This is a genomic window from Arthrobacter sp. 10L424, assembly GCF_056395325.1.
In genome coordinates this window covers 362,125-376,902 of sequence record NZ_JBFTJH010000002.1, presented here as the reverse complement: position 1 = coordinate 376,902, position 14,778 = coordinate 362,125, and the positions used below count along the sequence as shown (strand labels likewise).

Here is a 14,778-nt window from a genome sequence, read left to right as displayed (position 1 = left end):
AGTCAAATCCGGGCGCCGATGCCCGTGACCAGCCGTTGAGTGTCGGCACATGAGACGAGCACGGTGGTGTTGCTGCATTGAATGCGCACGGTCGGGCCGCCAACGAGGTATCCGGTGCCGCCGCCTGGGAGAATACGCAAACCCATCCCCTGGAGAAATCCGGTGATGGGCCCGGCGGAGACGGCAGTGATCTCCCCGTAGGGGACCGTGGTTGAGAACAGGCCGGCGACGCGGATGGACAGGCCGACGTCGTCGAGTTGAACCCGGACGGACATCGTCATGGCCGCCATGAAAACCGCCGCCACAAACACCGCCAGCAGCGGCATCTGTCCCGCGAGCAACAGAACGGCCACCGTAGCAACACCAATGCCGGCCAGCGCCGCACGGTACCGCAGGGGCATATAGGTCCGGAACTGCACGATTTTCGCGTCTCCCCCTGGCGTCATGCTTGCAGTCTTCTCGACGATTGCGGCGTCAGCAACTCGGGTCAGGTGTTGCGGGTGCCCGCAGTGTGCTGCATCGACCGTGCGAGGCCGTCCAGGACCAGGTCCAGCCCAAACTCGAACTCCGCGCCGTAGTCGTAGCCGGGTTTCATCACATGCTCGATCGAGAATTCGGCGAGGTGGGGGTAGTCCCCGGAGGAATAGTGGCTCATCATGCGCTCGGCAACCTCGGCCAGGGGTTCCGGGCCGTTGACGGGCAGTGTGGCCTCGGAGAGGGCGAACCCGTATACGTAGGCGTCGATCACCGCGTAGGCGTGGGCGGTCATCTCCACTGAGAAGCCCGCCGCACGCAGGGTGCCAATGACGGCGTCGTGGTGTTTCAGCGTTGCCGGGCCGGGGCTTGTCCGCGTCTCGACCAGGCCGATTGCCCAGGGGTGGCGCCGCATCGCCTCGCGGGCGGAGGCGGCCCGCCGTCGCATCTCAGTGTGCCAGTCGCCGCCGATCACCGGCAGGTCGATCTCGCTGAAGACGGTGTCAACGATGCCGTCGAGAACCTCATCCTTGTTGGCCACGTGGTGGTAGATGGACATGGGCTTGACCTCGAGGGCGTCCGCGAGCGACCGCATCGTCAACGCTCCAATGCCGCCGGCGTCGGCAACCGCGACGGCGCCGCGCAACACGAGTTCCCGGCTCAGCCGGGGGCGGCTTGGGCTGGTTCCTGCAAGCATTTCACACTCCACGTTTCTTAAGGCCATAGACCGTACGTACTTAGTACGATACATTAACCGTACTAAGTACGAAAACCTCTTTGGAAAGGTCCCGAGATGACAAACCACATCAGTGCGACGGCCGCTGACAACCAGGCTCCCGCTGACGACACCATGAAAGCCATCGTGCAGGACGCCTACGGTGCCGCCGACGTGCTGCGTTCCGGCCGGACTGAGCGGCCGCGCATCGCAGAGAATGAAGTGCTGATCCGCGTGCACGCGGCGGGCATGGACCGCGGAACGTGGCACGTGATGACCGGCCGCCCCTACCTCATGCGCGTCCTCGGATTCGGGTTCCGCAGGCCGAAGAACAGCGTGCCTGGACTCGACGTCGCCGGCACCGTCGTCGCGGTCGGTTCCGCCGTGTCCCGGTTCGCCGCGGGAGACCAGGTGTACGGGATGTCCCGGGGGTCGTTTGCCGAGTATGCCGCCGCACTGGAGGACAAACTGGCCCACAAGCCCTCCAACCTGTCATTCGAACAGGCGGCCGTGGTGCCGATCTCGGCGGGCACCGCCCTCCAGGCCCTCGACGCCGGGCGGGTGGAGCGCGGCCAGAAAGTGCTGGTCCTGGGCGCGTCAGGCGGCGTCGGAACCTACGCCGTGCAGCTGGCCAAGTCCCTCGGCGCGGAGGTCACCGGCGTGAGCAGTGCCGGAAAGGTCGACCTGGTGCGGTCCCTCGGAGCGGACCATGTCCTGGACTACGCTGCGGATGATTTCGCCGACGGTTCGCGTCGTTACGACGTGATCCTCGACATCGGCGGCAACCCGAAGCTTTCCCGGCTGCGCCGGGCCCTTACTCCCACCGGGACGGCCGTCGTTGTCGGAGGCGAGGAAGGCGGCAAGTGGACAGGGGGCTTTGGCCGGAGCCTGCGGGCTCCCCTCGTGTCCCTGGTCGTGCGTCAGCGCCTGGCCATGCTCGCTTCCAAGGAACGCGCCAGCGACCTCGAGCGGCTCACGCCCCTCCTCGAATCCGGTGCCGTGACGCCGAGCATCGACAGGACGTACACACTCGGGGAGGTGCAGGACGCCATGCGCCACCTCGAAGCCGGACACGTGCGCGGAAAGATCGCCATCACGGTTTTTAGCGGCGAAGCCGCCTCATGATCGCGATGGGCTCTGCCCGTTCAGACGTCCCGGCCCGAGGCGCGCCGCCGAAAGCGCACCCCCTCGGCCAGGACCAAGGCCATGAACGACGCGATTCCCAGAGCGCCAATCGCAATGCGTGCCCATGGCTGCAGGCCCCACAGTTCGTAGGCGGGGGACTGCAGCCCGAAGACTCCGGAGATCAGCACGAGTGTTCCGCCCGAGGCCAGAACCACCGCGGCAATGACCAGAGCCCAAAACCGGGCCATCCGCGACTTCGGCGCGAAGTTGTCGGCGTACTCGCTGGGTGTTCCGAACGCCGCCGTAGGGTCCTCACCGGATTCGGCGATGCGGCTTTGGACGTCCCGCACGATCCGCGTTACCGCCGCGGCCGGCACATCCCGCAGTTCCAGAATCTCCGTCAGTTCCTCCGCGTATTCTGCTGCCGGCGTCTCAGTCATGCTGGGGGTTCCTTCCCGTTACCTTGCTAGAAGCGGATTGCATCGATGACCTTGACGCGGACCGCCACGACGGCGGGGATGGCCCCGGCCAATGCGCCGACAAGAACTGCCGCGCCCAGACCGAGCAGGGCCGCGTCGACCGGGAATGGCGGATAGTCCGTCAGGCTCGGCGCGATTTTGGATTCGATCCAAGGGTTCTTGACCACCGCGACGGCGATCATGACGCCTACCACCCCGGCCACCGCCGTTGCCACGACGGACTCCATCATGACGCCCAGGAAGATGCGCCGGGACGTGGCCCCAAAGCTTCGCCGGATTCCGATTTCCCGGACCCGGTACCGCACGGTGACCATGGAAATGTTCAGCATTCCGACAGCCCCCAGGAGCAAAACGAGGCCGGCCACGCCGCCGACGACCAGCTGGGCCGGGGCAAAAGGATCCCCGTAGCTGGCGTAGTCCGAGCGGTCCACCATGGACTGCATGCCGGGGAACTGCTGCTCCAGGTCCGAGGCGATGGCTGCCTTTAGTGAGGCGGCCTGTTCGTCCTGGACCCAGATCTTGAACTGCTGCCCGGGTCCTGCCGCCCCGCCGGTGGTGACCCCCGACCGCTCGGCAGCGCCCGTCAGCATAAACGCCGACGGCGGGTTCTCAGGATAGGGATCCGGCACGACGCCGATGATCACAGCCGTTGTCTTCAGGTCTCCGGCCATTGTGACTTTGGGACTGGTGGCCAGGTTTGGCCGTCCGGCGGCGTTGTAGAAGCTCTCTGTCACGACCAGCGCGGGTGCGAGCCGTTCCTCGTCGTTCGCCGCGAACCAGCCCCCCTGGCTTACGTCGACCCGGTGAATGACGCCGTAGCCCGGATCGACCACCTGGAGCTGCACGGGCTGGACGCCCCGGGGAAACTGGAAGGACTGTGTCGCCGATGCCGAGTGCGAGTAATTCGTTATTCCGTACCGCTCGATGATGCCGCGGTATGCGCCCTCCAGTTTTTCCGGATCGGGTTGGCTGGGGCCGTAAACCCCGATGGCGAGGGTCGCCGAACGGCCGCCATTCCGCTCCGAATCTGCCTTGAACCCCTCCCGCGCGAGGTCGCCGACGCCGACGACCGACGTGAGGGCCGCGACCGACAGTGCCACTCCCACGAGGGCCAGGAGAATGCGTGTCTTGTTGATGCGGAGTTCCTGCCACGCCTCCACCAGGGCGGACACGACCCCGGTCACGCGGGCACCCCCGCCGGGATCTCGGCGGGGGTGAGCACGCCTGCTTCCAGCCGGTAGCACGCCCGGGCAAGGGCTGCGACGTTAGCGTCGTGCGTGATGGTGATGAGCGCGGCTCCCGATTCGGTTGCCACGGTATCGAGCAGCGCCATGACGGCCTGGCCGGTGTCGACGTCGAGCGCCCCGGTGGGTTCGTCCGCCAGGATCAGCCGGGGCCGGCGCACGAGCGCCCGCGCTATCGCGACCCTTTGCTGTTCGCCGCCGGAGAGCATGTTCGGCAGTGTGTCGGCGCGCTCTGCCAGGCCCACACGGTCCAGCATCTCCATGGCCAGTTCCCTGCGCCGCCAGAACTGGGATCCCCTGGCGTACAGCAGGGGAGTGATCACGTTTTCCAGCGCGCTCCGGCCCGGCAGGAGGTTGAACTGCTGGAACACGAACCCCACCGAGGACCCGCGAAGTACGGCCCGTTCGTTGCCGCGGAGCCGCTCCACAGGGGTCCCCTGGAAACGAAGTTCTCCGCTGGTGGGCAGGTCCAGCAGCCCGAGGAGGTTCAGGAGGGTGGACTTCCCGCACCCGGACCGACCGATCACCGCGGTGTGGTCACCGGCGTGGACGGCCAGGTCCACACCCCGGAGAATGTGCAGTTCTTGATCGTCGGGTAGGCGGACGGTCCGCGTTACACCCGCGAGGGACACCAGTTCCTCCATGGTTACCCGCCTGCGATGCCGGCGAACTGCTGCCCGGGCTGCGGCTGGGCGGGCGCGCCGGGAATGAACTCAAGCACGGCCTCACCTTCGGCGAGGCCCGAGACGATCTCCACCATCGAGCCGTCGTTGAGGCCCAGCTGCACCTTCCGCTCTTCTGGTTCTCCACCCTGCGGCCCGGCCGGGGATCCTGCCGGGGAGCCCGCGGCGGAGTCCGGGAAGGTGCCGGCGGGAGCGAGCCACACTGAACCTTCCTTCACACTGCCCCGCACCGAAGTGAGCGGCACCGTGACGACGTCGGTGGCCTGGCCGGCAGTGACCGTCATCGTCGCGCCCAGCCCGGCGAATACCTCGACGCCGGACGGAACGGCGCAGCTGATGGTGCCGGTCGGCGCGCCGCCCTGCTCGGGCATGCTGCCGCCGCCCGGGATGGCGGCAGCGTACGGCACCGAGCGGCTCACCCCGCCGGACGCACCGCCCGCGCCCCCTGGCACGCCGCTGGCTGCGCCCGTCAACGTGACCGTGGGGCAGGAGAAGGGGGCGGGACCGCCGACGACGGCGATCTCCGCCGAGCTTGGTTTGGCCAGCAGGCGGTACTGCTGGGCCGCGTCGACGGATCCGCTCACGGTGAAGGTCCCCGGGTTGACGGCTCCCGCGGTTTCGCCCACTCCGACCTGCTGTTTGAGCAGCACAGTGAGGCTCTCCAGCAGGCCCGACGCCGGAGCGAGGACGTCGGCGTAGGTGTAGGCAGGCCCGGTTCGGCTCAGCTGCTGCCGGGTACCGGCTGCATCGGGCTGGCCGGCCGCCGTCGCGAGGCTGCTGGTGTCCTGGGCTGTTGATTCGGCCGCGACCTCAGTGCGGACCTGGTAGAGACGATCACCGGAGGTCACTTTGTCTCCCGCTGCGACAAACAAGTGCGTCACCACGCCGGCGGTTGTATTGCGGACGCCCACGGCAGCATCGCTTTGCACGGTTGCCTTGATCTGGACTGAATTGGTTACGGTCGCTCGGGCGGCCTGAACCACCGGTATGGCGACCTCCGCCGACGGCCCGTTCAGCATTTGTCCCGGCTTCATCCCGTCGACAAACGCGATCTTGACCAGCGCCACGGCTATGACGGCGAACACGGCCAGCCATGCCAAGGGCATAACGACGCGCCTGAAAATTCTCATCTCTGCCCCGTTCGGTAACTCCCCACAGAACCTCTCTGCGAGAGATGCAATTCACACCCTAGTGGCTGAGCGGTTTCCGGCTGGGGAGGTTGCGCTGTCGGCGCGGGGGCGGGCGGGCTGAACCGAGGTTGTACCGTGGGGCCGGTGAATATTTCAGAACTTCTCACGGCATACGACCAGCAGTTGCGGACGGACGCGGAGACCCCCAGCGCGGTCGCCGTCGAACGCCTTGGCCCGTTGCGTCTGGTGACCTTCGCCGGCGGCCGGGGTTTTGTGACTTACCAAAGCCTGGACGGCGCCGGTGCGGCAACGATTGCGGGCTGGGTGGCCGAAACCGCGGCGTTCTTCCGTGAGGACCCTGCCATGGTGCGGGTTGAGTGGAAGACGCGCGGCCACGATGCTGCGCCCGGACTCCATGAGGCGCTGCTCGAGAACGGATCCTCCCCGGAAGAGGCCGAGTCCGTGATGGTCGGGCCGGCCAATGCGTTGTGTGCGGACGTGGACCTGCCCGACGGCGTGAGCCTGCGACGAGTGACCGAAGAGCCGGACATCCGGGCCATGAGCGCCATGCAGGACGAGGTCTTTGGCAGCCCCGTCTCTGACGGCAACGCCGAGGCAATCCTGCGCCGCGCGGGCCTCGACGACGGAATGGAACTGTGGGTCGCCGAACACGAGGGAAAAATCGTCAGCGCGGGACGGCTTGAACCGGTTCCAGGGACGGACTTCGCGGGCATCTGGGGCGGGGCCACCCTCGAGGCGTGGCGCGGCCTGGGGATCTACCGCGCCGTCACCGCGGCACGGGCCAAGGCCGCGCTGACTATGGGCAAGAAGCTCATCCACAGCGATTCAACGGAATATTCACGGCCGATCCTGGAACGCTACGGCCTGCTCCGGGTCTCAACGACGACGCCGTATTGCTGGCGCCGCTGAGGTCCGGAGGCTCGGCGCAGCCGTTGGCGGTTCCCGCGTTTCACTGATCCTGCGAGGCGCCCGGGTGCTCGATCGTGACGGTGCCGGCGTCGCCGTCAACGCGGATCTGCCAGCCGCTCGCTATCCGCTGGGTGGCAACGCCGGTACCGAGCACGGCCGGGATGCCGTACTCGCGGGCCACGATGGAGCTGTGGCTCAACGGGCCGCCGACGTCGGTAACGACGCCCGAGGCCATTGCGAAAAGCGGGGTCCAAGCAGGAGTGGTGATGCGGGCCACCAGCACATCGCCGGGCACCATGCTGGCGAAATCCTCGGGTCCTCTCAGGACGCGGGCCGGGGCGCTGACCTGGCCCGAGCTGGCACCGGCGCCTTTGATGACGTCGCCGGGCGCTCCCTGCGAGGCTGCCGGCATCATTGACCCGAAGACCCGTTCCATCCACGGGCTCTCCGGGAGAAGTTGCGGGGCGGCGGCCTTCGCCTGGCCCCGCCACAGCATCTTGCGTTCCTCGACGGCGTGGGCGCGGACGGGGCTGTCTGCTCCGGTGATGGCTACGGCCGCCGGTGCGCCCGGCCCGGCGAGGCCAAACTCGACGGCGCTGCGCAGCTCCTGGTGGCGCAGCCAGAACACGTCGGCGGGCTCTGCGATGACTCCGGAGTCAACCAGCCGTTGTCCTAGTTCGAGCAGCATCCGCCGGAGTAGCGGCCACGCCAGGCCGACGTCGGCGAGGGCATCCTCGCGGATCGGGGCGGCGCGCTGTGCCCACCGGAGCAGCCGCAGGAACGCGGCCCGGCGGCGTGGCCCCAGCCGGGTGATCATCTGACTGGTTTGATTCTCCCGGCGCGCGGCTGACAGCCGCTGCCGCTCGTGCGGGTCGACGCCCTGCCCCCGCAAGTAGAACTTCACTGTCTCCAGCAGCTGCAAGGGGTCATCGGCCGGCACCGGGCTGGCGAAGTCCAGGTTGTAGACCGCGTGGCCGAACCGGTTGAGGTGGCCCTGGAAGCGGGGATCCCACTCCTGCCAGAGGGCCGGATCCATCCCGGCGGGGGCGAGCCCGGTGCGCTGCGACTCCACAAGGGCGGCTGTGCTTTCCGCGAGAATTGCCTGCGCCAGCCCCGGAACGCCCCGGGCCCAGGCGGCGAGGTCGTACAGCGATTTCTCGGCCCGGATGGGTTCGCTGTCATAGCCCAGGAGAAACGTCTCGGCGGAGGGATCTCCCTCACGCCGCACGAACTTCCCGTAATACGTCCGGAAAGAGATTTCGCTGGTTGCGGCGATCGGAATGACCGACTGCACGGCCGTGTAGTAGACGGTGCCGGCGTCCAGCAGCGTGAGCACGCCCTCAAACAGTTCCGCTCCGGAGAGCTCCCGGACCGGCTTCGCCGACCATTCGTTGATCGCCCTTTCGTAGCGTGGATGCGAAAATTCCCGCCAGCCGCCCACGCCCATGTGCGACTGGCCGCGGACCAGCGCTCGTACCGCAGCCAGCGACTTGCCCATGACCCGCCACATCGCCGCGTTGCGGTAGTAGTAATAGGCGTAGCCGTTGATGGTGGGCAGCCCGACGTCGTCCCCGCGGATGACATCCGTGCCGACGGCCGCGGACATCAGGGCCCGCAGCGACCGGGACACCGAGCCGTCAATGAGGTCGGCGAACAAGGGCGAGAGCGGGTCAGGCATCTGTTCCACGATGCTCGCCCGGAAGTAGAGTCCTTTCGGGTAGGGCACAGGCCAGGCATCCGGGGTGTCAGCCGCCGGTTCTGGCAGGGCAGTGACGGGCCTTGACTGCAGGATAAAGAACTCCCCGCCGGCCCGGGCCCACTCGATGTCCTGCGGCACCCCGAAATGATCCCCGATCCGTGATCCATAGCCGGCCAGCCCGGCCGCTGCCTGGTCATCCAGGACGGGCTGACGACGGCGGCCCGCCGGCACCGGCTGCTCCCGCGTGCCGTGGTCCGCATAGACAGTCATGACGTCCTTGTCCGCGGTCCGGCGCGACAGCACACGGCCCGTCCCAGCGTCGACCACGACGTCGTCGGTGGTGACGCTTCCGCTGACCACCGCCTCGCCCAGGCCCCACGCGGCACTGATCACGAGCTGGTCGCGGCGCCCGTTGGCCGGATTGGCGGTGAACATCACCCCGGCGGACTCGGCCTCGATCATCCGCTGGACCACCACCGCGAGGCGCACCGTGTCCCGTCCGATGCCTTCACGGGCCCGGTAGGCCATGGCGCGCGCCGTCCACAGGGAGGCCCAGCAGTCCCTGACGGCCCCGGCGAGAGCCTCCATCCCGACGACGTTCAGGTAGGTTTCCTGCTGCCCGGCGAAACTGGCCGATGGAAGGTCCTCGGCCGTGGCGGAAGAGCGCACCGCCACGGCCGTATCACCCGTGCCGATAAGCCCGTAGGCGGCGCCGAGTTCCGCTGCGATCCCGGCCGGCATGGTGCCGGCAGTGAACAGGGCAAGGATCCGCCGGGAGGCATCCTCGTAGTCCTCTGGCCCCGCCTGCAGCGGCAGCGCGGCCAGCTCATTGATCCGTTCGCCGAGGTTGTTGGCGTCCACAAAATCCGCATAGGCCGAGGTGTTCAGCACGAATCCCGGCGGGACCGGCAGCCCGGCCTGAACGAGGCCGCCCAGTCCGACGCCCTTGCCGCCGACCAGTGCGGTGTCGCCTGGTCCCACATCACCGAAGTTGTTGGTGTAGGTCATGACTGTGCGCCCTCCCTGCCCGGAAGCCCAGCGATTTGATTGAGCCTGATGCGCAACATAGTGGCACCGCCGCAAGCGGGAGGCCAGAGCTGCGCCGGCCGGATCTCAGCCCCGACCCGCGCTGAGGCTGAGGTCCCGCCGTCGGGCTCTTTCAGCACCCGCCGCGCCATGGCAGACTGCGGCCATGAGCATTGAGCAATGGTGGCCGAAGCTGAAGCCCGCAACGCGGGAATGGCTGATCGACAACAACGGCGACGCAGTGCCGGCAGGGATCGTCGGTGAGATCGAGGAGGCTGGCGGATCGGTCAGTTCCGGCGCCTGGTGGGTGGGCGAAAACGGGCCCTCGGGCTTCTACTTCTCGGACGAGGCGATCGACTGGATTGAGGCCGTCGGAAACGGTGAAACCCCGGACACCCGCTGAAATCTGCGCAAGGACTCTCCAACGTCAACCCACACGAAAGTGCCCCCTGCCTGTAAAGGCAGGGGGCACTTTAGTTCGGGTCTAAGGGACTATTCCTGACGCGTCCTTTCGGCCCGCCTAGTGCGTCAGGTCCTTGCCCTTCGTCTCCGGGATGGTGAAGACGAACAGCACGCTGATGAGCAGCAACACCACGGCGTACACGTTGAACAGGTTGGAAAGGCCGATGGTCCCGAGCCAGGTCTGCAGGTACGGGGCGGTGCCGCCGAAGACTGCCACGCAGATGGAGTACGGGACGCCGACGCCGATCGTCCGGATGCTCGTGGGGAACAGTTCCGCGTAGACGGCAGGAACGATCGCGGCGCTGGCGGCGATGAAGATCAGCATGACGGACATCGCCACGGCCAGCTGCCAGGCCGAGTCCTTCAGCAGCCAGGTCATGGGGAAGTGCATGACGGCGCTTCCGGCCGCACCGGCCCAGAGCACCTTCTTGCGGCCGATCCGGTCGGACAGCTTGCCCCAGAACGGCAGGGCGGCAATGAACACGATGTTCGCGACCACGCTGGCCCAGAGCGCCTCGCCGCGGTCGATCTTCAGCGTGGTCGCGGCGTAGCTCGGGGCCACAACACCCCAGATGTAATAGATCACCGTGAGGCCCACCGTCAGCCCGATGACCTGGAGCGCCTGCTTGCGGTGCTTCACGATCTGCGGCCAGATCGCGGCCCGCTTCTGGGTGGCCGTCTCGCCTTCGAAGGCCTCTGTTTCGTGCAGCTTGGAGCGCATGATCAGCGCGTAGAGGCCCATGACGGCACCGACCAGGAACGGGACACGCCAGCCCCAGTCATTCATGGCCTCGGCGCTCAGGGTCATGTTGAGGACCGCGCCCAGCAGCGTGCCGGCCAGGATTCCCACCGTGCCCGAGGTGTAGATCAGGGTGGCCCACAGGCCGCGCTTCTCCTTCGGGGCCACCTCGGAAAGATAGGTCTGCGACGACGGCAGCTCACCGCCGTGGGCCAGGCCCTGGATCAGCCGGGCCACCAGGAGCATCAGCGACGCCCAGAACCCGACGCTGGCGAAGGACGGCGCGACGCCGATCATGAGGCTGCCCAGCGACGCGAGCCCGACGGCCAGGGTCATGGAGGTCTTGCGGCCGACCCGGTCGCCGATCCAGCCGAACAGGAAACCGCCGACCGGCCGTGCCACGAACCCGACGGCGAAGATCGCCAGCGTTGCCAGTACCGCCGAGGCAGGATCCGCCTTGCTGAACAGCTGGCTCGCGATGAACGGCGTGAACGTGGCGTAGATGGCCCAGTCGTACCATTCGACGGCATTTCCAATGCCCGTGCCGAGGAGGGTCTTCCGCGTGGCCGCCCGGCTGGCGAGCTGCGGGTCAACGATGGTGGTCATGATGTCTCCGAAAGAAGTAGGGCTAGGAAGCGGCGGATGTGGGGGTGCCGGCCAGGGCTGCGATCCGGGCAATGGCGAGCTCTGCGTAGAGCGCCGCGCCGTCGGTGAGGACGCCGTCGTCGAACGTTGCGTAGGGGGAGTGGTTGAACGCGGCGGCGGTGTGGTCCGCTCCCGGGGCGACGGCGCTGAGCCCGATGAAGGTGCCGGGGACCTCGTCCATCACCCGGGAGAAGTCCTCGGATCCGCTGAGGGGGGTGGCCCAACGGGTCAGCCGGGACTCGCCGAACAGGTTCTGGATGGTCCTTTCCGCGGTGAGGGTCTCGTTTTCGTCAGTGATGCTGAGCGGGTATTCCCCGCGGTATTCGACGTCCACCTCCAGGCCGTGGGCGTGGGCGATGCCCTTCAGGAGGGTGGGAACTGCGGCCATCATCCGTTCGCGGGAGGCGTGGGAGAAGGTGCGGACGGTCGCCTCGATGCGCGCTGTTTCGGGGATAACGTTGCGCGTGGTGCCCGCCTGCAGGACACCGACGGTCAGGACGACCGGGTCAAACATGTTGAACTGCCGCGTGATCATGACCTGCAGCGCGGTCACCATCTCGGCGGCCGCCGTGACGGGGTCCTTCGCCGCGTGCGGCGCGGAGCCGTGGCCGCCGGCGCCCAGGATGGTGACGAACAGCCCGTCCGAGGCGCTCAGCATCACGCCCGGCTTGGTGGCGAAGTGGCCGTGCGGCTCCAGCGAGGAGAACACGTGCATGCCGTAGGCGGCGTCCGCGCGCCGGCCCGCGGCGTCCAGCACGCCTTCGCGGATCATGTGGCCGGCGCCGTCGTAGCCTTCCTCGCCCGGCTGGAACATCAGGACGACGTCGCCGGCCAGCTGCCCGCGGCGTTCGGCCAGGAGGGTGGCGGCTCCGGCCAGCATCGACGTGTGGAGATCGTGGCCGCAGGCGTGCATGGCGCCGTCCAGCCGCGAGGTGAAGTCGACGCCGGTGCGCTCCTGGACGGGGAGGCCGTCCATGTCCGCGCGCAGCAGGACGACGGGTTTGTCGGCTGACGCGTGCGGTGCGCCTCCGCGCAGAACCGCGGTGACCGACGTCGTGGTCTCGCCGAGGGTGATTTCGTACGGCAGGCCGTCGAGGGCTTTGAGAACTTTCTCCTGGGTGCGCGGGAGGCTCAGGCCGATCTCGGGTTCCTGGTGCAACTCGTGGCGCAGCCGGGTGATGTGGCTTTGCAGTTCCTTGGCATCGGCGGTGACCGACATATGTTCCCTCTTCCCGAACGGTTGGCAGGTGCTTACGAACCATTGTGAAGTGACTGGAGTCACACGCGAGGGAATGGCTGGAAAAATGCAAAAGTAGGATCCTAAGTACAGGAATCATTCATCGAGGGGGGAGGTCCCGTGGAGATCAGTGAAGAAGACCTGCAGCTGATCAACGCACTGCAGATTGCGCCGCGGATCAGCTGGTCGGATGCCGCCGGCATCCTGGGCGTCCACGCGACCACCCTGGCGGCCCGCTGGGAGCGGCTGAAGGCCTCCGGCGCGGCCTGGAGCACGGCCCACCTGATCGGCGATCCGAAGCAGATGTGCCTGGCGCTGGTCGATGTGGACTGCGAGATGAAGTCGCGGGCGGCCGTAACCGCAGCGCTGGCGGCGATCCCCGAAGTGGTCACGGTGGAGGAGGCCGCCAGCAACCGTGACCTCATGCTGACGGTCATCACGCCCACCCTGGCCCAGTTCAGCGACGTCGTCCTCGAGCAGCTCAAGGAGATCCCCGGCCTCACCAAGTACCAGACGGCGCTGTGCACCCGGCTGCACTCCGGCGGCTACGCGTGGCGGCTGAACGTCCTGGACAAGGCGCAGATGGCCGCGCTTCAGGCGCTGGCCGGGCCCGAGGCCTCCGGCACTGCACCGGCAGGAAACCAGGGTCCGCCGCTGCCGCGGAGCCACCTGGACCTGATCCCGTTCCTGGCCAGGGACGGCCGCGCGGCGGCGGCTGACATCGCCCGTGCCCTGGGGCGCAGCCCGGCCACGGTCCAGCGCCAGCTGAACCGGGTCCTGGCCAGCCAGGTCCTCTCGTTCCGGTGCGAAATGGCGCAGAAATACTCGGGGTACCCGGTGACCTGCCAGTGGTTCGCCAACGTTCCACCGGGCCGGCATGAGGCCGCCGCCGCCGAGCTGCGCAGCTTCCGCAACATCCGGCTCACTGCCTCCACCACCGGCCGCACCAACTTTGTGATCCTGATGTGGCTGCATTCCCTGGCGGACGTCATGAACGCCGAACAGGCACTCCAGCTGCGGATCCCCGGCATCGAGCTCGTGGAAAGTGTTGTGGTGCTCAACTCCGCCAAGCGGGTCGGATGGATGCTGAACCCGGATTCCACCGCCACCGGCGCCGTCGTGGTGCCCGCCGCCGAGCTGGCGCCGACGGCCTGAGGACTTCTGTTCCCGCTGCCGGCTGCGCTCCTGCCCGGTTACTTCGCTGCGGCACAGCCCGACACCGGCGTGTCCCGGGGAAAACGCCGGATTCCGGGGCTGCGGCGGCCGGTAACTGGGCAGGAGCGCTGTCCGGTCTGACGGCCGAAGCTAGCGCAGCACGACGGTCCGGTTGCCTTGCAGGAAGACGCGCCCTTCGCAGTGCCAGCGGACGGCGTTGGAGAGTGCCTTGCGCTCCGTGTCGCGTCCGGCGGCCACGAGATCGTCGGCACCGAAGGTATGGTCCACCTCCACCACCTGCTGGGAGATGATCGGCCCCTCATCGAGCTCGGCATTGACGTAGTGGGCAGTGGCGCCGACCGTCTTCACGCCGCGCGCATGCGCCTGGTGGTAGGGCTTGGCCCCCTTGAAGCTGGGCAGGAAAGAGTGATGGATGTTGATGGCGCGCCCGTCCAGGCGGCGGGTGAGATCGTCGCTGAGGACCTGCATGTAACGCGCTAGAACCACGAGTTCGACGTCCAGCCGGTCCACCAATTCCATGAGCCGTTGTTCGGCCGCAGGCTTGGTGTCCGGCGTGACGGGCACATGGAAGAACGGGATGCCGTGCCATTCGACGATTCCCCGGTGGTCCGGATGGTTCGATACAACCCCGACAATGTCGATGGGCAGCTCCCCGATGCGGGCGCGGAACAGCAGGTCGTTAAGGCAGTGCTCGAATTTCGAGACCATGATCAGGACCCGGCGTTTCGTCCCATGGGCGCGCAGCTGCCAATGCATGCCGAACTTTTCGGCCACGGGCACAAAGGCTTCCTGGAGCGAATCAAGGGTCGCCGGTCCGCCGGGGGAGTCTCCTGCCGAGGCGAAGTGGATCCGCATAAAGAAGTGGTCGTCGTCCTGGGAGTCGAATTGCTTGCTTTCCAGGATGTCGCAGCCTTGTTCCAGCAGGAATCCGGACACGGCGTGCACGAGGCCCCGAGTTTCCGGGCAATCGAGGGTCAGAACGTATTCAGCGGTGCTGCTATTGAGGGTGTCCAT

At 67.5% G+C, this 14,778-nt stretch carries 14 protein-coding genes; 4 read left to right on the top strand and 10 right to left on the bottom strand.

Annotated elements, in window-relative coordinates:
* Positions 1–2: 2 nt before the first annotated feature.
* A complete protein-coding gene (locus tag AC1DC5_RS04920; protein WP_441404824.1) occupies positions 3–446 on the bottom strand; it encodes a hypothetical protein in 444 nt (147 codons plus the stop codon).
* A 41-nt stretch (positions 447–487) separates the two neighbouring features.
* Entirely contained in the window at positions 488–1,171 is a 684-nt protein-coding gene (locus tag AC1DC5_RS04915) for a TetR/AcrR family transcriptional regulator (RefSeq protein ID WP_476864406.1), read from the bottom strand.
* A 96-nt stretch (positions 1,172–1,267) separates the two neighbouring features.
* Between AC1DC5_RS04915 and AC1DC5_RS04910 the strand changes: the two genes are divergently transcribed.
* Positions 1,268–2,314 (top strand): NAD(P)-dependent alcohol dehydrogenase, encoded by a 1,047-nt coding sequence (locus tag AC1DC5_RS04910; protein ID WP_476864405.1) that lies wholly within the window; start codon positions 1,268–1,270, stop codon positions 2,312–2,314.
* A 20-nt stretch (positions 2,315–2,334) separates the two neighbouring features.
* On the opposite strand, the gene AC1DC5_RS04905 is transcribed toward AC1DC5_RS04910, so the two are convergent.
* Genes AC1DC5_RS04905 through AC1DC5_RS04890 form a run of 4 tightly spaced genes read right to left on the bottom strand, consistent with a single transcriptional unit; the run spans position 2,335 to position 5,850 of the window.
* A complete protein-coding gene (locus AC1DC5_RS04905; RefSeq protein ID WP_476864404.1) occupies positions 2,335–2,754 on the bottom strand; it encodes a DUF1129 domain-containing protein in 420 nt (139 codons plus the stop codon).
* 26 nt (positions 2,755–2,780) lie between these two features.
* Entirely contained in the window at positions 2,781–3,977 is a 1,197-nt protein-coding gene (locus AC1DC5_RS04900) for an ABC transporter permease (protein ID WP_476864403.1), read from the bottom strand.
* The gene (locus AC1DC5_RS04895; RefSeq protein ID WP_476864402.1) at positions 3,974–4,681 is read right to left on the bottom strand and encodes an ABC transporter ATP-binding protein; all 708 of its coding nucleotides are present in this window, start codon (positions 4,679–4,681) and stop codon (positions 3,974–3,976) included. Before AC1DC5_RS04895 ends, AC1DC5_RS04900 begins: the two co-directional genes overlap by 4 nt.
* Before the next feature lie 2 nt (positions 4,682–4,683).
* Positions 4,684–5,850 carry an efflux RND transporter periplasmic adaptor subunit gene (locus AC1DC5_RS04890; protein ID WP_476864401.1) on the bottom strand — a complete coding sequence of 389 codons (1,167 nt, stop codon included), beginning with the start codon at positions 5,848–5,850 and terminating at the stop codon, positions 4,684–4,686.
* A gap of 144 nt (positions 5,851–5,994) precedes the next feature.
* Here AC1DC5_RS04890 and AC1DC5_RS04885 point away from each other — a divergent pair, with 144 nt between their 5' ends.
* A complete protein-coding gene (locus tag AC1DC5_RS04885) occupies positions 5,995–6,780 on the top strand; it encodes a GNAT family N-acetyltransferase (protein WP_476864400.1) in 786 nt (261 codons plus the stop codon).
* 40 nt (positions 6,781–6,820) lie between these two features.
* Here AC1DC5_RS04885 and AC1DC5_RS04880 read toward each other — a convergent pair whose 3' ends face one another.
* A complete protein-coding gene (locus AC1DC5_RS04880; protein ID WP_476864399.1) occupies positions 6,821–9,487 on the bottom strand; it encodes a PEP/pyruvate-binding domain-containing protein in 2,667 nt (888 codons plus the stop codon).
* A gap of 184 nt (positions 9,488–9,671) precedes the next feature.
* Between AC1DC5_RS04880 and AC1DC5_RS04875 the strand changes: the two genes are divergently transcribed.
* Complete coding sequence (locus tag AC1DC5_RS04875; RefSeq protein WP_476864398.1) at positions 9,672–9,908, top strand: hypothetical protein; 237 nt, start codon at positions 9,672–9,674, stop codon at positions 9,906–9,908.
* A gap of 117 nt (positions 9,909–10,025) precedes the next feature.
* On the opposite strand, the gene AC1DC5_RS04870 is transcribed toward AC1DC5_RS04875, so the two are convergent.
* Both AC1DC5_RS04870 and AC1DC5_RS04865 read right to left on the bottom strand, forming a co-directional pair.
* On the bottom strand, positions 10,026–11,312 hold the full coding sequence (locus tag AC1DC5_RS04870; protein ID WP_441404834.1) for an MFS transporter: 1,287 nt from the start codon (positions 11,310–11,312) through the stop codon (positions 10,026–10,028).
* A gap of 22 nt (positions 11,313–11,334) precedes the next feature.
* The gene (locus AC1DC5_RS04865) at positions 11,335–12,570 is read right to left on the bottom strand and encodes a M20 metallopeptidase family protein (RefSeq protein ID WP_476864397.1); all 1,236 of its coding nucleotides are present in this window, start codon (positions 12,568–12,570) and stop codon (positions 11,335–11,337) included.
* A 138-nt stretch (positions 12,571–12,708) separates the two neighbouring features.
* On the opposite strand from AC1DC5_RS04865, the gene AC1DC5_RS04860 reads away from it, so the two are divergent.
* The gene (locus tag AC1DC5_RS04860; RefSeq protein WP_476864396.1) at positions 12,709–13,743 is read left to right on the top strand and encodes an Lrp/AsnC family transcriptional regulator; all 1,035 of its coding nucleotides are present in this window, start codon (positions 12,709–12,711) and stop codon (positions 13,741–13,743) included.
* Between the two features lie 150 nt (positions 13,744–13,893).
* On the opposite strand, the gene purU is transcribed toward AC1DC5_RS04860, so the two are convergent.
* Positions 13,894–14,778 (bottom strand): formyltetrahydrofolate deformylase, encoded by an 885-nt coding sequence (gene purU / locus AC1DC5_RS04855; RefSeq protein WP_476864395.1) that lies wholly within the window; start codon positions 14,776–14,778, stop codon positions 13,894–13,896.